Raw genomic sequence first — 21,185 nt, forward strand, 5'->3', positions numbered from 1 at the left:
CGCCATGCGTCTTGGTCGAGTGGCAAGTCCCGATGGTGTTGCGTTCGTCAGTATCGAAGGGGACGGGGAGTCCCGGATCGCGAAGGAGATTGCCGAGCACCCGTTCGGCAACCCGACTTTCACCGGCCGGAGCTGGCCGCTCGCGGATGTGCGACTGCTGGCCCCGATCCTCGCCAGCAAGGTCGTCGCCATCGGAAAGAACTACGCCGCCCACGCCGCCGAGATGGGCGGAGAGGCGCCCGCCGATCCTGTGATCTTCCTCAAGCCGAACACCTCGATCGTGGGCCCCGACGCCGCGATCGTCCTGCCGAAGTCCTCCAACGAAGTTCATTACGAGGGGGAGCTCGCGGTCGTCATCGGACGCCCGTGCAAGGACGTGCCCGCGGCCAAGGCCCTCGACGTGGTGCTCGGCTACACGGCGGCCAACGACGTGTCGGCTCGTGACCACCAGCGCCACGACGGCCAGTGGGCGAGGGCGAAGGGCCACGACACGTTCTGCCCGCTGGGGCCGTGGATCGAGACCGAGCTCGACGCGTCCGACGTCGACATCACCACCGAGGTGGACGGTGTGGTGAAGCAGCGGAGCAACACTTCGCTTCTGCTGCACGACATTCCGAAGATCATCGAATGGGTGTCGGCCGTGATGACGCTGCTCCCCGGCGACGTCATCCTCACGGGCACCCCGGAAGGCGTCGGTCCGATCGTCGACGGCCAGAGCGTCAGCGTGACCATCGGCGGCATCGGCACCCTCACCAACCCGGTGACCGCCAAGCGCTGACGGCTCTCGTGTCGAAATCGGGAGCGGACTAGCCTGTAGGAGTCCGTTTTCCCAGCGTCGACCCAAGTGAGCCATGACCACAAGCGAAGTTCGCGTCCGTTTCTGCCCGTCGCCCACCGGAACCCCGCACGTGGGGCTCGTCCGAACCGCCCTGTTCAACTGGGCGTTCGCCCGACACAACGGCGGGTCGTTCGTGTTCCGCATCGAGGACACCGATGCTGCCCGCGACAGTGAGGAGTCGTACCAGGCGATCCTGGACGCGCTGCGCTGGCTCGGACTGAACTGGGACGAGGGCCCGGAGGTCGGGGGACCGTACGAGCCGTACCGCCAGTCCCAGCGACGCGACCTGCACCTGGACGTCGTCGCGAAACTGCTCGCAGCGGGCGAGGCGTACGAGTCGTTCTCGACGCCCGAGGAGGTCGAGGAGCGGCACAAGGCGGCAGGCCGCGACCCCAAGCTCGGCTACGACAACTTCGATCGTGACCTGACGCCGGAGCAGCGGCAGGCGTTCTTCGACGAGGGCCGCAAGCCCGTGGTCCGGCTCCGGATGCCCGACCACGACCTGACGTGGGACGACCTCGTGCGCGGCGAGACGACATTCAAGGCCGGCACCGTGCCCGACTTCGCGCTGACCCGCGGCAACGGGATCCCGCTGTACACGTTGGTCAACCCGGTCGACGACGCTTTGATGAAGATCACACACGTGCTGCGCGGAGAAGACCTGTTGTCGTCGACTCCGCGGCAACTCGCCCTCTACGAGGCGATGCAGCGGATCGGCGTGGCCGATTTCACGCCGCAATTCGGGCATCTGCCGTTCGTGATGGGGCAGGGCAACAAGAAGCTGTCCAAGCGCGATCCCGAGTCGAACCTCTTCATCCATCGCGACCGTGGTTTCGTCCCCGAGGGATTGCTGAATTACCTGGCGCTGCTGGGCTGGGGTATTTCCGACGACCACGACGTGTTCTCGCTGGACGAGATGGTTGCCGCCTTCGATATCTCCAAGGTCAATTCCAATCCGGCCCGGTTCGATCAGAAAAAGGCCGACGCGATCAACGCCGAGCACATCCGGTTGCTCGAGCCCGCCGATTTCGCCGCGCGCCTGCGTGCGTTCCTCACGCTCCACGGCCATCTCGGGGAGACGGTGGACGAGTCCGTCTTCGCGACCGCTGCCGATCTGGTCCAGACACGCATCGTGGTCCTGTCCGACGCGTGGGATCTGCTGAAGTTCCTGTTCGTCGAGGAGGCCGACTTCGCGATCGATCCGGCCGCCGCGGCGAAGAACCTGGGGGCCGACTCCGCGCCGGTTCTCGACGCCGCCCTCGCATCGCTGGACGCAGTCGGTGCGTGGGACGCAGCCTCGCTGGAGGAGGCCCTCAAGACCGCTCTCGTGGACGAACTGGGCCTCAAGCCACGTAAGGCGTTCGCGCCGGTGCGTGTGGCCGTCACGGGCTCGCACATCAGCCCGCCGCTCTACGAATCGATGGAACTGCTCGGACGCGACGTGTCGCTGTCCCGGCTGCGTTCCGCGCGGGCCGGCATCGCCGGTTAAAGCGCCGCCCTCGGGCCGAAAAGGGTGCAAAAACAGCCTTTGACCATACGATTTGGTAAATCCCGGCAGTAGGCTGGTAATCTCTTCTTCGGCCCGAGGCGGGCCGCAGAGCCCAGAAGCTCAGCGGTTCGAGAACGGCCATTGGGGTATGGTGTAATTGGCAACACAGCGGTTTCTGGTACCGCCATTCTAGGTTCGAGTCCTGGTACCCCAGCGGAAGTTCGGCCGATTTTGACTCCGAACTTCTGGAAGCTATGCTTGCTGAGCTTCCAAAGCAAGACAAAGTTCCTGGCCCCGTCGTCTAGCGGCCTAGGACGCCGCCCTCTCAAGGCGGTAGCGCGGGTTCGAATCCCGTCGGGGCTACAAAAAGAAACACCCTCCGAGTAATCGGAGGGTGTTTCTTTATATATACGGATGGTGTGTCGTTTATCCGGTCTTGCGGCGGAATTCGCGTTTGTGGTCGGCAGGCCCGTGCGCATGGTGCACCTTGGAATCCGCGTCCTTGTGATCGGCGGACAGCCCGGCCTGATGATTCTTCCGCTCCAGTGCTTCGCGGAATTTCTTTTTCGTGTCCTCGTTATCGGCGTCAGTCACGGTGAACTCCCTCGGGTAGTCGGTTCACTCTGTGAAGCTACGCCGAGGGCACCGAGAATACTCCTGTTTTTCCGCCGTGCCCGATATCAGGCGCGGCGGTCGGCCGTCTCGAGGTATGCGGCCGTGGTTCCGCCCACCGGCATCGTTGGAAGGCCGAGCTTGGCGTGGTCCCAGCTCCTGATGCGCTCGGGAACGATCCGCACGACCACCCGCTTGTACAGCAGCTGATCGATGGCGGGACGCAGATCGTCGGTGTAGGGCCCGGTGTAGCGCTCCCACACGCTGACGCCGACGGCGAACATCGCGTCCGGGTCCTCCACGATCTCCGCCCGGCCCTCGATCGAGAGTCCACGCAGGGTGTCGTAGGTCTGGCCGTCCTCGATCAGGACGGTGACCCGGTCGTCGCGGCGCAGGTTGACCGCCTTCTGCGATTTGGATTTCGTCTCGAACCAGATCTCGCCGTCGATCACCGCGTACCACATGGCGACCAGATGGGCCCTGCCGTCCGGTGCCACCGTTGCCAGGGTGGCGATCCGGCTCCGGTCCACGAATTCGGCGATCTCCGAATCCGTCATCGTGATCTGCGATCGTTGGTTCTTCCCCATCGGCTTCTCCTGTCGCGGTGAGTTTCGGTCGTGAGAGGTCAGAGTCTCTTGTGCAGCGCCTCCGCGGCGGCGAGGAGGTCGGCCGCCCACCGGGCGCCGGGCCGCCTGCCCATCCTGTCGATGGGGCCGGACACCGAAATCGCTGCGATGACAGCGCCCGCGGAGTCCCGCACGGGTGCGGCGACACTGGCGACGCCGGGTTCACGCTCGGCGGCGCTCTGTGCCCAGCCGCGTCGGCGGACCTCGAGCAGCACGCGCTCGCCGAACGCCGCGTCGGGGAGAACCGTGCGCTGGGTCTGCGGGTCGGCCCAGGCGAGGAGGACCTTGGCGCCCGAACCGGCGCTCATCGGGAGGCGTGCCCCGACGAGAACCGTGTCGCGGAGGCCGGTGGGCGGCTCCATCGCCGCGATGCAGATGCGTTGCGTGCCTTCCCTGCGGTACAGCTGCACGCTCTCGCCCGTGATCTCGCGCAGTCGGGGAAGGACGAGAGCCGCCGCCGAGACGAGCGGATCGTTAGCCGTTGCAGCGAGTTCGGCGAGGCCGGGACCGGGGCACCACAGCCCGTCGGAATCACGCGTCAGGAGGCGGTGAACCTCGAGCCCGACGGCCAGCCGGTGGGCGGTGGCGCGGGGGAGTCCGGTGCGCGAGCACAGTTCGGTGAGGCTGCAGGGCTTCTCGGCCACGGCATGAAGCACGCCCACCGCTTTGTCAAGGACCCCGATGCCGCTATGCTGTCTCATAGGTCGATACCACTTTCTCGCATATTGGGATCATAGCGCACCTTCGTCTCACGTCGAGTGCGTGTCGGGAAGACAGTAACGACAACAAGCGCACGGCGGACCAGCCCGAAGCCCGCGGTGCGAGAGACACACAGAGGTGGAGAAGATGGCCGACAAAGCACGCACCCTGGCAGAGAAGGTGTGGGACGACCACGTCGTGGTCCGGGGCGAGGGAGACAACCCCGACCTCATCTACATCGATCTGCATCTCGTTCACGAAGTGACGAGTCCGCAGGCATTCGACGGACTTCGGCTGGCGGGGCGTCCGCTCCGCAGGCCCGACCTGACGATCGCCACCGAGGACCACAACGTCCCCACCGTCGACATCGACAAGCCGATCGCCGACCCCGTCTCCAAGACTCAGGTGGACACGCTCCGGCGCAACTGTGAGGAATTCGGCGTCCGGCTGCACCCGATGGGAAACATCGACCAGGGCATCGTCCACGTCGTCGGCCCGCAACTCGGTCTCACCCAGCCCGGTATGACCGTGGTGTGCGGCGACAGCCACACGTCCACCCACGGCGCCTTCGGCGCGATCGCGATGGGTATCGGCACCAGTGAGGTCGAACACGTCATGGCGACGCAGACGTTGTCTCTGCGTCCGTTCCGGACGATGGCGATCACCGTCGACGGCGAAATGCCCGAAGGCGTGACGAGTAAAGATCTCATTCTGGCCGTCATCGCGAAGATCGGCACCGGCGGAGGCCAGGGCTACGTCCTGGAATACCGCGGCGAAGCGATCCGGAAGATGTCGATGGAAGCGCGGATGACCATCTGCAACATGTCCATCGAGGCCGGTGCGCGGGCAGGCATGATCGCCCCCGACGAGATCACCTACGAATTCATCAAGGGACGCCCCCACGCGCCGCAGGGCGCCGACTGGGACGCCGCGGTGGCCGCCTGGGAGCAGTTGAAGACCGACGAGGGTGCGGTTTTCGACAACGAGGTCCACATCGACGCGAGCACGCTGACGCCGTTCGTGACTTGGGGCACCAACCCGGGCCAGGGTCTGCCGCTCGGCGAGACGGTGCCGGATCCGGAGCAGATCGTGGACGAGAGCGAACGTCACGCCGCGGAGAAGGCGTTGACCTACATGGGTCTCGAAGCCGGAACTCCGTTGCGTGACGTGGCGATCGACACAGTTTTCGTGGGTTCGTGCACCAACGGCCGGATCGAGGATCTGCGGGCCGTGGCCGACGTGTTGCGCGGGCGGCACGTCGCCGACGGGGTCCGGATGCTGATCGTGCCGGGTTCTATGCGCGTCCGCGCCCAGGCCGAAAAGGAGGGTCTCGGCGAGATCTTCACCGCCGCCGGCGCCGAATGGCGTCAGGCGGGGTGCTCCATGTGCCTCGGCATGAACCCGGATCAGCTCGCGCCCGGCGAGCGTTCGGCCTCCACGTCCAACCGCAATTTCGAAGGCCGTCAAGGCAAGGGCGGGCGGACTCACCTGGTTTCGCCGCTGGTCGCCGCCGCGACCGCAGTCCGGGGAACCCTGTCCGCGCCGACAGATCTGGCCTAGGACCCAAGGAATTTAGGAGATTTTTCGATGGAATCCTTTAGCACACACAAAGGTATCGGCGTCCCGCTGCGGCGATCGAACGTGGACACGGACCAGATCATCCCGGCGGTCTACCTGAAACGAGTGACCCGCACCGGTTTCGAGGACGGTCTGTTCGCCGCGTGGCGGAACGATCCGGACTTCGTCCTCAACGTCGCCCCGTACGACAAGGGCAGCGTTCTGGTCGCGGGACCGGACTTCGGCACCGGCTCCTCCCGGGAGCACGCCGTGTGGGCGCTATCCGACTTCGGATTTCGGGTCGTGATCGCGTCTCGGTTCGCGGACATCTTCCGGGGCAACGCCGGCAAGGCCGGTCTGCTGGCCGCCCAGGTGTCCCAGTCGGACGTCGAACTGCTCTGGAAGTTGCTCGACGAACAGCCCGGTCTCGAATTGATCGTCGACCTCGAGAACAAGACCGTGACCGCCGGAACCACCGTGGTGCCCTTTGCGATTGATGACTACACACGGTGGCGTCTGCTCGAGGGTCTGGACGACATCGGATTGACATTACGGCAGGTAGAAGCCATTTCCGAGTTTGAAAAGGCAAGGCCTTCTTGGAAACCAGTGACCCTTCCGGAGCCCACTTCGGCCGACTGAAAGTTGGAATCGGAGCCCTGTCTACCAGATAATAAGTTCCTGAGAATGGTGCCGCGTTGTTTGAGAATTGGCGTGGCACATAGACTCCTGCGGTATTCAGGTTTACCGTAGTTCGTAGTCGGTCCGATGATGGACCATTAGTTCGCGGAGGAATTTCAATGAATAAGGCAGAGCTCATCGATGTTCTGACCGAGAAACTGGGCACGGACAGGCGCACGGCAACGGAAGCTGTCGAGCATGTCGTGGACACGATCGTCCGGGCAGTGCACCGCGGCGACAGCGTGACCATCACCGGTTTCGGCGTCTTCGAGCAGCGGCGTCGTGCGGCACGTGTCGCACGTAACCCGCGCACGGGTGAGACCGTCAAGGTCAAGCCGACGTCGGTGCCGGCGTTCCGTCCGGGCGCTCAGTTCAAGGCGGTTATCGCTGGCGGCCAGAAGCTTCCGGCCACCGGTCCGGCAGTCAAGCGCGGCGCAGCGGCGCCCGCCACCAAGGCCGCCGCCAAGAAGGCTGCTGCGAAGAAGACGGCAGCGAAGAAGACCGCCGCCAAGAAGGCTGCACCGGCCAAGACGGTGGCTGCGAAGAAGACTGCAGCCAAGAAGGCTCCGGCCAAGACGGCAGCAAAGAAGACGGTCGCGAAGAAGGCTGCACCGGCCAAGACGGCGGCTGCGAAGAAGACTGCAGCCAAGAAGGCTCCGGCCAAGACCGCAGCAAAGAAGACCGTGGCGAAGAAGGCTGCACCGGCCAAGACGGTGGCTGCGAAGAAGACTGCAGCCAAGAAGGCTCCGGCCAAGACCGCAGCAAAGAAGACGGCAGCGAAGAAGGCTCCCGCGAAGCGCGCCAAGTAAGACAGCGCACACGGGTCTTCCCGAACACAGACAGGCGCCGACCCTGGGGGTTGGCGCCTGTCTGTGTCGTCGTCGTTCCCGGATGAGATCCGGTCGGTGCGCTCAGTCCTTCCGTGTGGGAGGCAGCGGACTGTCGATGTGGTCGGCGGCGATGAGTTTGCCCCCGGACAGGGAGAGCACCCAGGTGCTCGCCTTTCTGTTCCGTGCCGGGGGGAGTGTGACGCCGTCGATGTCCGCCCACCAGTCGAGCAGATCGGGAATGACGCCACCCTGACTGCAGATCACCTGAACCCCGCCGAGCGCGGCGATCTTGCGGACCCGGGTACGGGTGGCCGCCCGGTCGGCGGTGTAACTCTCCTCGGACAGCAGCGGATCCAACCGGACGGTCGTGTCCAACGCGCGAGCCAGCGGCTCGACCGTCTGCGTGCAGCGCGTCCGATCGGCCGACGTGATGTCGGTGGCCCCGAACGCCTCGAGCTGGGCTACGAGGGCGTCGGCCTGCAGTACGCCGTTCGCATCCAGGGGCCGGGTCGCGTCGTCGCCCTTGTACCGTTTCCGGCTTCCCGCCTTGGCATGCCGGACCAGGAGGACGGTCGCGGTGTCGGGCGGTTGAGCGGTGAACCGGCGGAGCATCTTGCGATCCATGGGATACGACAGCTGATCGGCCACCTCCGGTACCGGAAGCCACCGCATGACGTCCACTTCGCTGTTGGGGACGAATTTGCCCGCACGGGCCTCGGCCGCCCAGTATTCGACACGTTTCAACCGGCGGTGCCCCGGAATCGGATAGGTCAACGCGCCGAGATGCCTGCCGAGGCGCGCGCGAATACCCGTCTCTTCTTCCACCTCGCGCAGTGCTGCCACCACCGCGGTTTCGCCGGGGTCGAGTTTTCCCTTGGGAAAAGACCAGTCCTCATATTTGGGCCGGTGAATGACCGCGATCTCGATCTCGTCGGGATTCTCGGGAGACTTTCGCCACAGCACTGCTCCCGCCGCGAAGATATTGGCTTTGACCGGTTTGCCGGGTGTGCTGCTCACCGAGTTCCTTCCCTACTGCCGCGGGTACGCCGCGATCAGGATCCGGTGCCCATTCTTTTACGCATCATGGCCTCCTGGTGGTCGCGAACCTCCTCGCCGTGCGCCGGCGACGGAACCCACCGGCCGTCGGGTCCGAGCACCCAGCACCGGGTGACGGGATCGAGCGCCGAATCGACGATCTCGCCGATCTGAGCGGTGAGGCGAGGATCCTTCACCTGCGCCATGACCTCGACGCGTCGGTCGAGGTTGCGGTGCATCATGTCTGCGCTGCCGATCCAGTATTCGTCGGCGCCGCGGAAATGGAAGACTCGCGAATGCTCGAGGAAACGGCCGAGGATCGACCGGACGTGGATGTTCTCGCTCAGTCCGGGAACTCCGGGCTTGAGGGCGCAGATGCCACGCACGACGATCTCGACGGGCACACCGGCCTTGGACGCGCGATAGAGCGCGTCGATCACCTGTTCGTCGACCAAGGCGTTGGCCTTCAGGAGGATTCCGGCGTCTTCGCCGCGAAGCTTGCGCGCAATCTCACCGTCGATCCGCTCGATGATGCCCCGGCGCACACCGTACGGCGCGACGAGAAGGTTGCGATACTGCGTCTTCCGTGAGTAGCCGGTGAGCGAATTGAACAGGTCGGTGAGGTCGGCGCCGATCTCCGGTGCCGCGGTGAGCAGACCGATGTCTTCGTACAGCCGGGCCGTCTTCGGGTTGTAGTTGCCGGTGCCGATGTGGCAGTAACGCCTGATGGTGGACCCTTCGCGGCGGACGACGAGGCACGTCTTGCAGTGGGTCTTGAGCCCGACCAGCCCGTACACCACGTGCACACCCGCGTGTTCGAGCTTGCGGGCCCACTTGATGTTCGCCTGCTCGTCGAACCGCGCCTTGATCTCGACCAGTGCCACAACCTGTTTGCCCGCCTCGGCGGCGGTGATCAATGCGTCGACGATGGGGGAGTCGCCGGACGTGCGGTAGAGGGTCTGCTTGATCGCCAGCACCTGCGGGTCGGCGGCTGCCTGCTCGATGAAACGCTGCACGCTCGTGGAGAACGAGTCGTACGGGTGGTGGACCAGGACGTCGCCGTCGCGGAGGGTCGAGAAGACGCTCTTGGGTGTTTCCCGCTCGCCGAACGCCGGATGCGTTGCGGGCACGAACGGTGCGTCCTTGAGGGCGGGCCGGTCGACCGCGTATACCTGCCAGAGGCACGACAGATCCAGCAGTCCGGGCACCTGGATGACGTCGCCGGGATCGACGTCGAGTTCGCGCAGGAGAAGTTCGAGCATGTGCTCGGTCATGTCGTCCGCGACCTCGAGTCGCACGGGGGAACCGAAGCGGCGGCGGGCCAACTCACGCTCGAGGGCCTGCAGGAGGTCCTCGTCGCGGTCTTCCTCGACCTCGAAATCGGCGTTGCGCGTGATGCGGAAGGCATGGTGCTCGACGATCTCCATGCCCGGGAACAGCATGTCGAGGTGAGCGGAGATCAGATCTTCCAGGGGCAGGAACGCGTCGATGGAGGACGGTGTCTCGTCGCGGCGGACGCGGACGAACCTTCCCACGTTGTCCGGAACCTTGACCCTCGCAAAGTGTTCGCCACCGGTGAGCGCATCCTTCACCGTCACGGCGAGGTTGAGACTCAGGCCGCTGATGTAGGGGAACGGGTGGGCATGATCGACGGCGAGCGGGGTGAGCACGGGGAAGATCTGGTCCTGGAAATGCACCGACAGTCGCTCGCGGTCGTCGTCGGTGAGTTCGTCCCATCCGATGATGGAGATCCCTTCGGCGGCAAGCGCAGGACGAACGGAGTCGAGGAACACCCGTGCGGCCTTCTCCGAGATCTCCTGGGTGCGGGTCGCGATCAGCGAGAGTTGCTCGCGAGGGGAGAGGCCGTCGGCGGATCGCACGGACAGGCCGGTCTCGTCGCGGCGCTTGAGTCCCGCGACCCGGACCATGAAGAACTCGTCCAGATTGGATGCGAAGATGGCGAGGAATTTGGCGCGCTCGAGCAGCGGCAGCGACGTGTCCTCGGCGAGGGCGAGCACCCGGGCGTTGAAATCGAGCCAACTGAGTTCACGGTTGAGGTAACGATCTTCGGGGAGCCCGTCCGTCAACGCGCTCGTGAGGGCACTCGTCGCGGCGGGGGGAGCCATCGGAACGTTCGTGGGGTTGGCAGTGACGATGCCGTCGCCGGTTCCGTTCTTTCCGTCGACGTCGGCCGGGTGATCGAGTGCTTCTCGGTTGCTCACCCCACGATCATCCCTCGAGAATTCGGCCGCGGACAATCGATGGGGCAAATTCACACGGCGTGCGCGGGCTACTCGTTTCCGCAGCGCGAGGGCGCGGTGTGTTCGAGCGCGTCGAGTGCTGCTCGCGTCGCAGGTCCGACGCCGAGAGCCTGCGCGGCATCGAGATCGTCGGCGGTGTCGACGTCGGTCCGCAGCCCCGGCCAGTGGCCGTCGAGAGGACGCGCCCCGGAGTCGAGATGCCGTTTCGCCGATCCCGGTCCGAACCGGGGATCGAGGGGAATCGCCGGGTCGCAGGAGAAGAGTGCGGCCGTTCCGGTGCCGTGATGATCGACGACCACCGACCTGCCGCCGGTTCTCGCCGCGGCGAGTGCTTCGCCGAATTCGCCGCCGCGCAGTGACGGAAGGTCAGCCTGCAGTGCGACGACGTCGACTCCGCTCTCGTTGCGGCGGACGTGCTCGGCCGCCGCGGCCAGGGCCGCGTTGAGACCGTGCTCGGTGCCGCCCTCGTCCGACCGGCTTTCGGCGGCGACGGGGGCGGGGTCGGCGTAGACGTTCGCGCCGACGCTGCGTGCGAGCCGGGCCACCGCGGGATCCGGCGTGACCACGGTGACACCGACGACTGTCGCGACATCGCTGACGACGGACAGGGTGTCGCGCAACATCGACAGCACCAGTCCGGTGCGGTCGTTCGTGTCGAAGACGCCCGACAGCCGCGTCTTGGCCGCGTGGAGTTCCTTCACCGCGACGAGTACGTGCGCGCGCGGCGCCACGGATCGGGTCGCTGTGCTCATGCGGATATCTTGCCAGCCCGCGCGGGGTGGTGCGCCGGACGCCCGGATCGCGGCTGAGCAGCGGACGAGTTCGGTAGCGGAGCGGCGCTCGACCTCGGCATCGGCAATACTGTGGGCGGCGCATCGGGTAACGAACGACGAGGGGGCTGTGTGAGCAAGGCTGCGGTACTGGGAGCGGGTTCATGGGGGACTGCATTTGCGAAGGTTCTGGCCGACGCCGGGACCGATGTCACCATGTGGGCGCGACGCGCCGAGGTCGCCGAGTCGATCGTGTCGCGGCACGAGAACGAGGACTACCTGCCGGGCATTGCCCTGCCTCCGTCGTTGACCGCAACGGACGACGCGCGGGCCGCGCTCGACGGCGCCGACATCGTCGTCCTCGCGGTGCCGTCGCAGTCCCTGCGCGACAACTTGCAGGTCTGGAGTCCGATGATCCCCGCGAACGCGACGATGCTGAGTCTCGCGAAGGGCATCGAGACCGGCACCCTCATGCGGATGAGTCAGGTGATCATTCAGGTCACCGGGGCGGATCCGGGGCGCGTCGCCGTCCTGTCCGGGCCCAATCTGGCACGGGAGATCGCGATCGGTCAGCCGGCCGCCACGGTCGTCGCGTGCACGGATTCGACGCGGGCGCTGGAACTGCAGAAGGCCTCGGCCACCGGATACTTCCGGCCGTACACGAATTCGGATGTCATCGGGTGCGAGATCGGCGGCGCCTGCAAGAACGTCATCGCCCTCGCTTGCGGTATGGCATCGGGGATCGGTTTGGGCGAGAACACGATTGCGAGCATCATCACTCGCGGTCTCGCCGAGATCATCCGGCTCGGCGTTGCGCTCGGTGCGAAACCCGCCACTCTCGCGGGTCTCGCCGGGGTGGGCGATCTGGTCGCCACGTGCACGTCGCCCCTGTCCCGGAATCGGTCGTTCGGCGAGCGTCTCGGTCAGGGCGGATCGATCGAGAGCGCCCAGGCGGCCACCCACGGTCAGGTCGCCGAGGGCGTCAAATCGTGCTCGTCGGTGCGTGCCCTGGCCGCCAGTTACGACGTCGAGATGCCGCTGACCGATGCGGTGCACCGGGTGTGCCACGAGGGTCTCGTGGTGCAGGACGCTATCGGTCAGTTGCTCGGCCGCCGCACGAAGCCGGAGTGAAGCCGTGAGTGGTGATTCGACCCGATGCGTCAAAGCTGTTGCAGCAGAACAGATTCCCGGTTCGCCAATGCAGAGGGGTCCGGTCTTCGCGGCGCCCTACCAGCTGAGTGCGGACGAGGGGAGTGAATCCGATACCTATGCGCGCGCCTCCAACCCGGGCTGGCGCGACCTCGAATCGGCACTGGCGACGCTCGAGGGCGCCGCAGGCGCGCTCGTCGTCGGCTCTGGGATGTCGGCGATCACCGTCGTGCTGCGGAGTCTGCTCACCGCAGGCGACACCGTCGTCGTGCCGTCCGACGGCTACTACCAGGTGCGCGCGTACGCGCGGGAGCGTCTGGAGCCGATGGGCATCACCGTGCACGAACTGCGGACCGCCGACATGGCCGGCGAGGCGGCCGACGCGCTGCTGGCCTCCGCCGAGGGGACGACGGTCGTGGTGGCCGAGACGCCGGCCAACCCGTCCCTGGACGTGGTGGATCTGCGGATCGTGTCCGAGCAGTGCGCGAACGCGGGCGCCGTTCTCGTGGTGGACAACACGACCGCCACCCCGCTCGGCCAGCAACCGCTCGAGCTGGGTGCAGACGTGGTAGTCGCCAGCGGTACAAAGACTTTGAGCGGACACAGCGATCTGCTCATGGGGTACATCGCCGCGTCGGACGCCGACTTCCTGGCCGGCATGGAACGCGAGAGGGCGCTGTCGGGCACGGTGCTGGGCCCGTTCGAGACGTGGCTCGCCCACCGGAGCCTCGGAACGGCAGGGCTGCGATTCGAGCGGCAATGCGCCAACGCCCTGGCGCTCGCGGCCGTGCTGGAGACGCACCCGGCGGCCCACCGCGTCCGGTACCCGGGGCTGCCCGGTGATCCCGCGCATGCCGTCGCCGCCGGGCAGATGAGCCGGTTCGGCGGGCTGGTGACGTTCGAGGTGGACTCCGCCGAACAGTTCCACCGGCTCGTGGCCGGCAGCGACCTCCTCGTACCGGCGACGAGTTTCGGCGGTATCCACACAACCGCCGACCGCCGGGCCCGATGGGGTGACCCCGTGCCCGACGGGTTCGTGCGGCTCTCCTGTGGAATCGAGGACACCGACGACCTCGTCGCCGATCTCGAGAGCGCATTGTCCGCATTGTGACGTGCGTGCCGCCCGTCGTGTCCTGAGGTTGGCCAAGAAAATTGAGGAGAGGTGGGTGCGGTGAGTGGGTCACGGCGACGGTACGGTTTGTGTCGTGAGTAAACCGCGTACCCGGGTAGCCGTCATTTTCGGTGGCCGCAGCAACGAGCATTCCGTGTCCTGTGTGTCGGCCGGAAGCGTCCTGAGGAACCTCGACCCGGAACGGTACGAGGTGGTGCCGATCGGCATCACCACCGAGGGCTCGTGGGTTCTCGGCTCCACCGACCCCGAGACGCTGTCCATCCGCGGCCGGGCGCTGCCCAGCGTCGATGCCGACGGGTCCGCGCTGGCGCTCACCGCCGATCCGACGCGGTCCGGCGACCTCGTCGCCCTCGACGACGGCGAAGCGGGCAAGATCCTGGCGTCCGTCGACGTCGTCTTCCCAGTCCTGCACGGCGCCTACGGCGAGGACGGCACCATCCAGGGCCTGCTCGAACTCGCCGGTGTCCCGTACGTCGGTCCCGGCGTGCTCGCGAGCGCGGCAGGCATGGACAAGGAATTCACGAAGAAGCTGCTCGCCGCAGAAGGCCTGCCGACCGGGTTCCAGGTCGTCCTGCGTCCCGGCACCGCCACACTGACCGACGAACAGAAGTCCCGCCTCCACCTCCCGGTGTTCGTGAAACCTGCCCGCGGCGGGTCGTCCATCGGCATCACCCGGGTGGCCAACTGGGCCGCACTCGACGACGCCATCACCCATGCCCGCAGGCACGACCCCAAGGTGATCATCGAATCGGGGATCCACGGCCGCGAGGTCGAGTGCGGAGTCCTCGAGTTCCCGGACGGCGAAGTGCGGGCCAGCGTCATCGCCGAGATCCGGATGCCGGAAGGCACCGACGAAGACGACGAGGCGTTCTACGACTTCGACAGCAAATACCTCGACGACGTGTGCGAGTTCGACGTGCCCGCGAAACTCGAGGACTCGGTCAGCGACGAGATCCGCGAACTCGCGGTGCGCGCATTCTCCGCGCTCGACTGCCAGGGACTCGCACGCGTCGACTTCTTCGTCACGGAAGACGGCCCGGTGATCAACGAGATCAACACGATGCCGGGATTCACGTCGATCTCGATGTACCCGCGCATGTGGGACGCGGTGGGCGTCGACTACGGGACCCTCGTCTCGACCCTCGTCGACACCGCCCTCGCCCGCGGCACCGGCCTGCGGTAGCGAAACGGCGGTCCGGCGCTCAGGGATTCGCGACCGGCGCCGGATCGAGCGGCTTCTGCGGCAGCGCCTGCGACACCGCACCGGAGATGTCCTGGAGCGGCGTCGGGCCGACCCCGGTGGGAACGGTGAGTCCGACGTACACGCCGCGGTCGACGGCGAAATAGCTGCTCGCGTCGATTCCGGCGCTCGCACCGGAGATCTCGAACCACTGCACCCCGTCGATCACCTGCAGCGGTGACGCCTGATCGAACTCCGCGGGACGGTCCAGGCCGCACCGCAGCACGAGGGGTTCGCCCTCGGCAGGCTGCCACGCGGCGGTCGCCTCGGGTGCGGGTTCGGTGAGTTCCGCCCGGGTGTAGTCGCCCAGCGCGTCGGGGAGGCCCGCCATCAGGGCGGCGCACTCCGCGGAACCGGACGCCGGCGCGGGCACGGGCCCCAGCGACACGGGTTCCTTGGCCGGGTTTCGTCCGGCGAAGACCGCGGCGACGACGATGCCGATGATCAGGGCAACGGGCAGTGCCACGGCCGTCGCGATGAGCGCCGGATTCCGTCGCTCCGCGGGAGCCGGGCCGGAAGTGCCGTCGGACGTGTTCTGTTCGGGTTCGGGATCGGACATGCTCAGTTCTTGTTCGCAGACTTTTCGGGGACGTCGCAGGTGAGGGTGCGGGTGATGCCGGCGACCTCACGGATCTCCTTGACGACGGGAGCGACGTCGTCCGCGGACACCCGCACGATGACATCGTACGGTCCGACCACGTCCTCGGCCGTCCGCACTCCGGTGATCTTCGCGATCTCGGTCGCGATCGCCGCAGCCTTGCCGACCTCGGTTTGGATCAGGATGAACGCTTGCACTCTCGCTCCGGCCCTTCCCTGTTCCGCCCCGCAGGTGTCTCGGTAGAGTCGCGGGTGCTTCGGCGCGCTGATCGGTCACGTGCCGAGTAGTCCCGGCAACAGCTAAAAGGTACCGCAGGCGCACATTCCGTCGACCGGACCCACGGCCGTCGCGCGGGTCACCCGACACTACGGCGCGCCTGGAGGCACACCATCACACCGACGGATTCCCCGGACCCGACTCCGCCCCGCACCGTCGCCGACGTCGGCGAATTCGCCGTCATCGGCCGAGCGGTGGAGGGTCGGGTGCAGCCCCCGACCACCCTGATCGGACCCGGAGACGACGCCGCCCTCGTCCGCGCGGCCGACGGGCGGGTGGCGGTGTCCGCCGACATGCTGGTGCAGGACAGGCATTTTCGACTCGACTGGTCTTCGCCGCGAGACATCGGTCGCAAGGCGGTGGCCCAGAACGCCGCCGACGTCGCGGCGATGGGTGCGCGACCGACTGCCTTCCTGGTGTCCCTCGGCCTGCCGCCGGACACGCCGATCGACGTGGCGGACGGCATCTCCGCGGCGATCGGTGAGAGCGCCGAGGAACTCGGAGCCGGTGTCGTGGGCGGGGATCTGGTGCAGGCCGGACAGGTCGTGATTTCCGTCACCGTCCTCGGTGATCTCGGTGGCAGGAATCCGATCCGGCGGTCGGGCGCGCGGCCGGGTGACGTGGTCGCGGTGGCCGGGGAACTCGGCCGATCGGCCGCCGGTCTCGCGCTGCTGCTCGGCGGATCCGCGGACTTCCCTGACCTTCTCGCCGCGCACCGCGTCCCCACCCCGCCGTATGCCGCGGCATGGGCCGCCGCAGACGGCGGTGTGCACGCGATGACCGACATCTCCGACGGGCTCCTCGCCGATCTCGGCCACATCTGCGACGCGTCCGGAGTCGGGATGTCGCTCACCCGATCCGACATGAGCGTGTCACCCGAACTGGTGTCCGCGGCGAAGAGTCTCGGCACCGACCACTGGGAATGGGTGCTCACCGGGGGAGAGGACCACGGCTTCACCGCCACCTTCCCCGCCGACGTCCCGCTCCCGGCGGGGTGGACCCGGATCGGCGTCGTCCACGACGGGTCCGGCATCTCGGTCGACGGCGAGACCTGGCCGGGGGCCGGCGGCTGGCAGAGTTTCGCGGTATAGGTTGCACGCATGGCTATCTACGCGCTCGGGGACCGCGAACCCGACATCCATCCGGCCGCCTACGTCCACCCCGACGCCGTGGTGATCGGAAACGTGACCCTGGCGGCGGGAACCTCGGTGTGGCCGCAGGCCGTGCTCCGCGCCGACTACGGCACCATCACCGTCGGCGCCGACACCAACATCCAGGACGGCACCGTGATCCACTGCACGGTCTTCGATCCCACCGTCATCGGCTCGGGATGCGTCGTCGGCCACGCGGCGCACATCGAGGGATCGACGATCGGCGACCACTGCCTGATCGCGTCCGGTTCGATCGTGCTCAACGGTTCGGTCATCGGCGAAGGGTCGATCGTCGGAGCAGGCGCCGTCGTCCCGTTCAAGTTCGAGGTTCCGCCGCGGAGCATGGCGCTCGGCGTCCCCGCGAAGATCCGGCAGAACTACGAGGTCCCCGAGGGGCACCTCGACAGGAACGTGAAGATGTATGCCGCCAACGCGGCCTACTACCGCGAGTCGCTGCGCAGGCTCGACTGATGGCGGCGCCGCTGTCGGACCTCGTCGAGGCCGGATGGGCCGAGGCACTCGAGCCGGTGTCCGGACGGATCACGGAGATGGGCGACTTCCTGCGCGCGGAAATCGCCGACGGTCGTGAGTACCTCCCCGCCGGCGAGAACGTCCTGAGGGCCTTCACCCACCCGTTCTCCGAGGTGAAGGTCCTGATCGTCGGCCAGGACCCGTACCCCACACCCGGTCACGCCGTCGGACTCAGCTTCTCGGTGGCTCCGGAGGTGAGGCCGGTTCCGCGCAGCCTCGGCAACATCTTCACCGAGTACAGCAAGGACCTCGGCTACCAGACGCCGACCACCGGCGACCTCACCCCGTGGTCCCGTCAGGGCGTGCTCCTGCTGAACAGGGTTCTCACCGTGCAGCCGGGACTCCCGGCCTCGCACCGGAAGAAGGGCTGGGAGGCGGTCACCGAACAGGCCATTCGCGCCCTCGTTGCGCGCCCCGAACCCCTCGTCGCGATTCTGTGGGGCCGGGACGCGTCCACCCTGAAACCGATGCTCGGCGACGTGCCGACCATCGAGTCGGCGCACCCCTCACCACTGTCGGCGTCGCGCGGATTCTTCGGTTCGCGGCCGTTCAGCCGCGCGAACGAACTCCTCGACAGCCTGGGCGCGGAACCGGTGAACTGGCAACTGCCGTAAGCCGCCGCCGGGACGGCTCGTACGACTTCGTCAGTCCCGCGCTTCCTTCACCGACGCGAAATCGGCACGCCTCTTCTCGATGAACGCGTCGACGCCCTCGCGTCCCACCGGGCTGTCGGCCGCGGCGGCGATCGACTCGGCCTCCGCGTCGAGTTGCTCGGCGAGTGTGCGAGACCGCGAATCGCGCACGAGTGTCTTGATCCCCGAGTACGCCGACGTCGGGCCTGCCGCGAGGGTGCGGGCGAGCCGGAGCGCCTCGTCCTGGACGACGTCGTCGCCGACGAGGCGGCTGAGGATGCCGAGGCGGACGGCCTCGTCACCGCTGAGAACGGCGTCGGTGATCAGGATCTCCCGCGCACGGGCGTCGCCGACGATGCGTGGGAGCGTCCAGGACATGCCGCCGTCCGGCGTGTAGCCGATCGACGGGTAGGCGGGGCGCAGCTTGGTGCCGGGGCCGCCGATCGCGACGTCCGTGAGGCAGACGAGGCTCATGCCTGCGCCCGCCGCCCAGCCGTGGACACCGGCGATCACCGGAACGGTCACGGCGTCGAGTGCCCGGACGAAGGCGTGGAAGACGCCCGCCACCTCGGCGACGCACTCGCTGCGCACCGGTGCGGACGCGAAGGCGCGGACGTTGCCGCCCGCGCAGAAGTTCGGGCCCTCACCGACGAGGAGGACGCTGCCGATCCGGTCACCGACCGCTTCGAGTGCGCGGGCACCCTGCACCAGACCCTCGCCGTCCAGCGAGGTGCCGTTCTCCGCCGTCGCGATCGTGACGCGCAGGACGCCGTCTTCGAGCTGTACTTTGCTGAATCCATCGAGAGAAGTCACCGTTGCACCTTACGTGGGCCCCTGCCGGTGCCCGACGTGCCCCGATGCGCTGCGACGATGCCGAATCGGGTCGCAGTCGCGGCACAAAAGAACTGCGCCCCCGACACCGAAGTGTCGGGGGCGCAGTGACATCGCACGCAGCGTCGGGTCAGCCCCGAGCAACCTTTCCAGCCTTCAGGCAGGACGTGCAGACGTTGACCTTCCGGGTGTTTCCGGGGGCAACCTCGGCACGAACAGTCTGAATGTTCGGGTTCCAGCGACGGTTGGTACGCCGGTGCGAGTGCGAGACCGACTTACCGAAGCCGGGCCCCTTGGCGCATACGTCGCAGACGGCAGCCATAGTCGCGAACTCCTTCAAGATAGTGAACTGTGAAATTTGCTGGCCTCGTGGAAACAGGGCACAGCAAGTGCGCCCGTAACGAGGCAACCGTGCAAGAGTAGCCGCTCGAGTGGGGAATGGCCAAACCCGGTCCCGAACGGCTCGGACCGCGGGCCCGATCACCGTCCCCCGACTAGTCTGGCGGCACCTTCCCATTCCCCGGCCGGAGAGGACGACAGTGGCCCCTGAGCTCCCGATGGACGGTCGAGTCCTCGAGTCGTGGGCGCGGACCGCCGTCGCCGGACTGGAACGGCGGTGCGAGGAGATCAACAGCCTCAACGTCTTTCCGATCCCGGACTCGGACACGGGCACCAATCTGCTGTTCACGATGCGTGCGGCGCTGGGTGCGATCGACGAGTACGCGGGCGCCGACGGTGGCACCAAGGACGTCCGGCAGGTGGCGATCGCCCTGGCGCGGGGTGCGGTCGCCGGCGCGCGCGGGAACTCCGGGGTGATCCTGTCCCAGGTGCTGCGGGGGGTCGCGGAAGCGGCTGTCGCCTCGGCCGTGGACACCCGGACGGTCAGGACCGGACTGCTGATGGCCACCAACCTGGTGACGGACGCGGTGAGCTATCTGGTGGAGGGGACCATCGTCACCGTGCTGCGCTGCGCCGCCGACGCGGCGGCGGAGTTCCCGGACGAGGCGCCGATCGCGGACACCGCCCGGGCGGCAGCCGACGCGGCGGCCGCCGCGCTCACCAGGACACCGTCGCAACTCGAGGTGCTGGGCACCGCAGGCGTCGTCGATGCGGGCGGACTCGGACTCGTGGTGATCCTCGACGCGCTCGTCACCGCCGTGACGGGTGCGCCGCCGGATCGTCCGCCGATCGCACTCCACGTTCCGCGGCGCACCCCGTCTGCGCGGCGCGCCGAACCCGTTTCCGTCGCCGCGCCGCAGGCAGCGCACGCGCATCCGGGACCCGGACCCGACTGCGACGAGGGCGCGGACCAGGACTTCGAGGTGATGTACCTGGTCGCGGAGTCCGACGAGGCCCGGATGGCGGGGCTGCGCAGCGCGCTGAACGACCTCGGGGATTCGATCGTGATCGTCGGCGACGGCGGTGGCGGCTGGTCGGTGCACGTGCACTGCACGGACGCGGGCGCGGCCGTGGAAGCCGGACTCGCGGCGGGTCGCATCCACGGAATCCGGGTCAGCAGTTTCCTCGTGGACGCGCGGGACCAGGGGCTGCTCTTTCCGCCGGTCCGCACCCGGCCCGATCAGGGCGAGCGGGGAATCGTCGCCGTCGTGGCCGGGGACGGCGCCGCCGAACTGTTCGCGAGCGAGGGCGCGACTATCCTGCGCTGCGACGACGCCCCCGTCACCCGCGCCCAGCTCCTCGGCGTCATCCGGCAGATGGGACGCACCGAGGTGCTCGTCCTCCCCAACGGCGCGCTGACGGCGCAGGAACTCGTCGCGGTCAGCGCCGCGGCGCGCGACGCCCGGCACGAGGTCCTGTTGCTCGCGACGTCCGCGATGGTGCAGGGACTCGCCTCCCTGGCGGTGCACGATCCCGGGCGCGAGGCGGTGGACGACGCCTTCGCGATGTCCGAGGCCGCCGCCGCCACCCGCTGGGGGTCGCTGCGGATCGCCCGCGAACGTGCCCTCACCTACGTGGGCACCTGCGAACCGGGCGACGGCATCGGACTGATGGGTCACGAGGTGATCGTCATCGAACCGGACGCGGTCGCCGCCGGGCGACGGCTCGTCGACCTCGTCCTCGGGGCGGGTGGAGAACTGGTGACACTCCTGATGGGCTCGGAAGCGCCCGAGGGGCTCGACACCGAACTGGCCGATCACATCTCGCAGAGGCACCCCGGCGTCGAGGTGATGATCTACCACGGAGGACAACCTGGAGATCTGTTGCAACTCGGGGTGGAATGAGGAATTC

22 protein-coding genes and 2 tRNA genes are annotated in these 21,185 nt (G+C 67.5%); 14 read left to right on the forward strand and 10 right to left on the reverse strand.

From position 1 onward, the window contains the following. The first annotated feature begins 4 nt into the window (after positions 1 to 4). The 4 genes from MLGJGCBP_RS25370 to MLGJGCBP_RS25385 all read left to right on the forward strand — a co-directional run bounded on the left by MLGJGCBP_RS25370 (position 5) and on the right by MLGJGCBP_RS25385 (position 2,690). On the forward strand, positions 5 to 778 hold the full coding sequence (locus MLGJGCBP_RS25370; protein ID WP_160098845.1) for a fumarylacetoacetate hydrolase family protein: 774 nt from the start codon (positions 5 to 7) through the stop codon (positions 776 to 778). A 73-nt stretch (positions 779 to 851) separates the two neighbouring features. Further along, positions 852 to 2,327: a glutamate--tRNA ligase gene (gene gltX, locus MLGJGCBP_RS25375; protein WP_160098846.1), complete on the forward strand. Its 1,476-nt coding sequence runs from the start codon at positions 852 to 854 to the stop codon at positions 2,325 to 2,327. A gap of 142 nt (positions 2,328 to 2,469) precedes the next feature. Continuing rightward, positions 2,470 to 2,541: transfer RNA gene (locus MLGJGCBP_RS25380), tRNA-Gln, on the forward strand. Between the two features lie 76 nt (positions 2,542 to 2,617). After that, positions 2,618 to 2,690, forward strand: a tRNA-Glu gene (locus tag MLGJGCBP_RS25385). Between the two features lie 63 nt (positions 2,691 to 2,753). Here the strand turns inward: MLGJGCBP_RS25385 and MLGJGCBP_RS25390 are convergent. From MLGJGCBP_RS25390 to MLGJGCBP_RS25400, 3 genes are all read right to left on the reverse strand, one after another. Next, positions 2,754 to 2,921 carry a DUF5302 domain-containing protein gene (locus MLGJGCBP_RS25390; protein ID WP_150136595.1) on the reverse strand — a complete coding sequence of 56 codons (168 nt, stop codon included), beginning with the start codon at positions 2,919 to 2,921 and terminating at the stop codon, positions 2,754 to 2,756. Positions 2,922 to 3,007: 86 nt separating this feature from the next. Next, positions 3,008 to 3,526, reverse strand: coding sequence for a pyridoxamine 5'-phosphate oxidase family protein (locus MLGJGCBP_RS25395; protein ID WP_160098848.1), 519 nt, complete (start codon positions 3,524 to 3,526; stop codon positions 3,008 to 3,010). Between the two features lie 38 nt (positions 3,527 to 3,564). After that, positions 3,565 to 4,266, reverse strand: coding sequence for an IclR family transcriptional regulator (locus tag MLGJGCBP_RS25400; RefSeq protein ID WP_087556569.1), 702 nt, complete (start codon positions 4,264 to 4,266; stop codon positions 3,565 to 3,567). 136 nt (positions 4,267 to 4,402) lie between these two features. On the opposite strand from MLGJGCBP_RS25400, the gene leuC reads away from it, so the two are divergent. From leuC to MLGJGCBP_RS25415, 3 genes are all read left to right on the forward strand, one after another. Next, positions 4,403 to 5,824, forward strand: coding sequence for a 3-isopropylmalate dehydratase large subunit (leuC, locus tag MLGJGCBP_RS25405; RefSeq protein ID WP_160098850.1), 1,422 nt, complete (start codon positions 4,403 to 4,405; stop codon positions 5,822 to 5,824). 27 nt (positions 5,825 to 5,851) lie between these two features. Further along, positions 5,852 to 6,460: a 3-isopropylmalate dehydratase small subunit gene (leuD, locus tag MLGJGCBP_RS25410; RefSeq protein WP_087556567.1), complete on the forward strand. Its 609-nt coding sequence runs from the start codon at positions 5,852 to 5,854 to the stop codon at positions 6,458 to 6,460. A 158-nt stretch (positions 6,461 to 6,618) separates the two neighbouring features. After that, on the forward strand, positions 6,619 to 7,308 hold the full coding sequence (locus MLGJGCBP_RS25415) for an HU family DNA-binding protein (protein WP_160098852.1): 690 nt from the start codon (positions 6,619 to 6,621) through the stop codon (positions 7,306 to 7,308). A 102-nt stretch (positions 7,309 to 7,410) separates the two neighbouring features. On the opposite strand, the gene MLGJGCBP_RS25420 is transcribed toward MLGJGCBP_RS25415, so the two are convergent. The 3 genes from MLGJGCBP_RS25420 to cofC all read right to left on the reverse strand — a co-directional run bounded on the left by MLGJGCBP_RS25420 (position 7,411) and on the right by cofC (position 11,356). Beyond that, the gene (locus MLGJGCBP_RS25420) at positions 7,411 to 8,346 is read right to left on the reverse strand and encodes an NUDIX hydrolase (RefSeq protein WP_160098854.1); all 936 of its coding nucleotides are present in this window, start codon (positions 8,344 to 8,346) and stop codon (positions 7,411 to 7,413) included. A 35-nt stretch (positions 8,347 to 8,381) separates the two neighbouring features. Beyond that, positions 8,382 to 10,586, reverse strand: a complete 2,205-nt coding sequence (locus MLGJGCBP_RS25425; protein WP_087556564.1) for an RNA degradosome polyphosphate kinase — start codon at positions 10,584 to 10,586, stop codon at positions 8,382 to 8,384. A gap of 68 nt (positions 10,587 to 10,654) precedes the next feature. Continuing rightward, the gene (cofC, locus tag MLGJGCBP_RS25430; protein ID WP_328799608.1) at positions 10,655 to 11,356 is read right to left on the reverse strand and encodes a 2-phospho-L-lactate guanylyltransferase; all 702 of its coding nucleotides are present in this window, start codon (positions 11,354 to 11,356) and stop codon (positions 10,655 to 10,657) included. A gap of 171 nt (positions 11,357 to 11,527) precedes the next feature. Here cofC and MLGJGCBP_RS25435 point away from each other — a divergent pair, with 171 nt between their 5' ends. From MLGJGCBP_RS25435 to MLGJGCBP_RS25445, 3 genes are all read left to right on the forward strand, one after another. After that, the gene (locus MLGJGCBP_RS25435; RefSeq protein WP_072937764.1) at positions 11,528 to 12,526 is read left to right on the forward strand and encodes an NAD(P)H-dependent glycerol-3-phosphate dehydrogenase; all 999 of its coding nucleotides are present in this window, start codon (positions 11,528 to 11,530) and stop codon (positions 12,524 to 12,526) included. Positions 12,527 to 12,530: 4 nt separating this feature from the next. Then, entirely contained in the window at positions 12,531 to 13,655 is a 1,125-nt protein-coding gene (locus MLGJGCBP_RS25440; RefSeq protein ID WP_160098858.1) for a cystathionine gamma-lyase, read from the forward strand. Positions 13,656 to 13,749: 94 nt separating this feature from the next. Beyond that, a complete protein-coding gene (locus MLGJGCBP_RS25445; protein WP_160098860.1) occupies positions 13,750 to 14,859 on the forward strand; it encodes a D-alanine--D-alanine ligase family protein in 1,110 nt (369 codons plus the stop codon). A gap of 19 nt (positions 14,860 to 14,878) precedes the next feature. Here MLGJGCBP_RS25445 and MLGJGCBP_RS25450 read toward each other — a convergent pair whose 3' ends face one another. After that, a complete protein-coding gene (locus MLGJGCBP_RS25450; protein ID WP_087556561.1) occupies positions 14,879 to 15,475 on the reverse strand; it encodes a DUF3515 domain-containing protein in 597 nt (198 codons plus the stop codon). 2 nt (positions 15,476 to 15,477) lie between these two features. After that, entirely contained in the window at positions 15,478 to 15,711 is a 234-nt protein-coding gene (locus MLGJGCBP_RS25455; RefSeq protein ID WP_087556560.1) for an Lrp/AsnC ligand binding domain-containing protein, read from the reverse strand. 192 nt (positions 15,712 to 15,903) lie between these two features. Here MLGJGCBP_RS25455 and MLGJGCBP_RS25460 point away from each other — a divergent pair, with 192 nt between their 5' ends. The 3 genes from MLGJGCBP_RS25460 to MLGJGCBP_RS25470 are packed head-to-tail and all read left to right on the forward strand — an operon-like array spanning position 15,904 to position 18,086. Beyond that, positions 15,904 to 16,881, forward strand: coding sequence for a thiamine-phosphate kinase (locus MLGJGCBP_RS25460; protein WP_160099033.1), 978 nt, complete (start codon positions 15,904 to 15,906; stop codon positions 16,879 to 16,881). A gap of 9 nt (positions 16,882 to 16,890) precedes the next feature. Then, positions 16,891 to 17,412 (forward strand): gamma carbonic anhydrase family protein, encoded by a 522-nt coding sequence (locus MLGJGCBP_RS25465; protein WP_160098862.1) that lies wholly within the window; start codon positions 16,891 to 16,893, stop codon positions 17,410 to 17,412. Beyond that, complete coding sequence (locus MLGJGCBP_RS25470) at positions 17,409 to 18,086, forward strand: uracil-DNA glycosylase (RefSeq protein ID WP_201453198.1); 678 nt, start codon at positions 17,409 to 17,411, stop codon at positions 18,084 to 18,086. The genes MLGJGCBP_RS25465 and MLGJGCBP_RS25470 overlap by 4 nt, the downstream gene beginning before the upstream one ends. 30 nt (positions 18,087 to 18,116) lie before the next feature. On the opposite strand, the gene MLGJGCBP_RS25475 is transcribed toward MLGJGCBP_RS25470, so the two are convergent. Continuing rightward, positions 18,117 to 18,917, reverse strand: a complete 801-nt coding sequence (locus tag MLGJGCBP_RS25475; protein WP_160098866.1) for an enoyl-CoA hydratase/isomerase family protein — start codon at positions 18,915 to 18,917, stop codon at positions 18,117 to 18,119. Positions 18,918 to 19,065: 148 nt separating this feature from the next. Beyond that, positions 19,066 to 19,257 carry a 50S ribosomal protein L28 gene (gene rpmB / locus MLGJGCBP_RS25480; RefSeq protein ID WP_005240429.1) on the reverse strand — a complete coding sequence of 64 codons (192 nt, stop codon included), beginning with the start codon at positions 19,255 to 19,257 and terminating at the stop codon, positions 19,066 to 19,068. A 235-nt stretch (positions 19,258 to 19,492) separates the two neighbouring features. Here rpmB and MLGJGCBP_RS25485 point away from each other — a divergent pair, with 235 nt between their 5' ends. Further along, the gene (locus tag MLGJGCBP_RS25485) at positions 19,493 to 21,178 is read left to right on the forward strand and encodes a DAK2 domain-containing protein (protein ID WP_087556555.1); all 1,686 of its coding nucleotides are present in this window, start codon (positions 19,493 to 19,495) and stop codon (positions 21,176 to 21,178) included. Positions 21,179 to 21,185 lie beyond the last annotated feature (7 nt).

The sequence above is a fragment of the Rhodococcus sp. T7 genome, from assembly GCF_009872365.1.
Classification (GTDB): domain Bacteria; phylum Actinomycetota; class Actinomycetes; order Mycobacteriales; family Mycobacteriaceae; genus Rhodococcus_F.

Bases quoted from the DNA above. Each gene is read 5' to 3' on its own strand.
- MLGJGCBP_RS25370 (WP_160098845.1), top strand. From the start codon at position 5: ATGCGTCTTGGTCGAGTGGCAAGTCCCGATGGTGTTGCGTTCGTCAGT.
- gltX (WP_160098846.1), top strand. From the start codon at position 852: ATGACCACAAGCGAAGTTCGCGTCCGTTTCTGCCCGTCGCCCACCGGA.
- MLGJGCBP_RS25395 (WP_160098848.1), bottom strand. From the start codon at position 3,526: ATGGGGAAGAACCAACGATCGCAGATCACGATGACGGATTCGGAGATC.
- MLGJGCBP_RS25400 (WP_087556569.1), bottom strand. From the start codon at position 4,266: ATGAGACAGCATAGCGGCATCGGGGTCCTTGACAAAGCGGTGGGCGTG.
- leuD (WP_087556567.1), top strand. From the start codon at position 5,852: ATGGAATCCTTTAGCACACACAAAGGTATCGGCGTCCCGCTGCGGCGA.
- MLGJGCBP_RS25415 (WP_160098852.1), top strand. From the start codon at position 6,619: ATGAATAAGGCAGAGCTCATCGATGTTCTGACCGAGAAACTGGGCACG.
- MLGJGCBP_RS25450 (WP_087556561.1), bottom strand. From the start codon at position 15,475: ATGTCCGATCCCGAACCCGAACAGAACACGTCCGACGGCACTTCCGGC.
- MLGJGCBP_RS25465 (WP_160098862.1), top strand. From the start codon at position 16,891: ATGGCTATCTACGCGCTCGGGGACCGCGAACCCGACATCCATCCGGCC.
- rpmB (WP_005240429.1), bottom strand. From the start codon at position 19,257: ATGGCTGCCGTCTGCGACGTATGCGCCAAGGGGCCCGGCTTCGGTAAG.
- MLGJGCBP_RS25485 (WP_087556555.1), top strand. From the start codon at position 19,493: ATGGACGGTCGAGTCCTCGAGTCGTGGGCGCGGACCGCCGTCGCCGGA.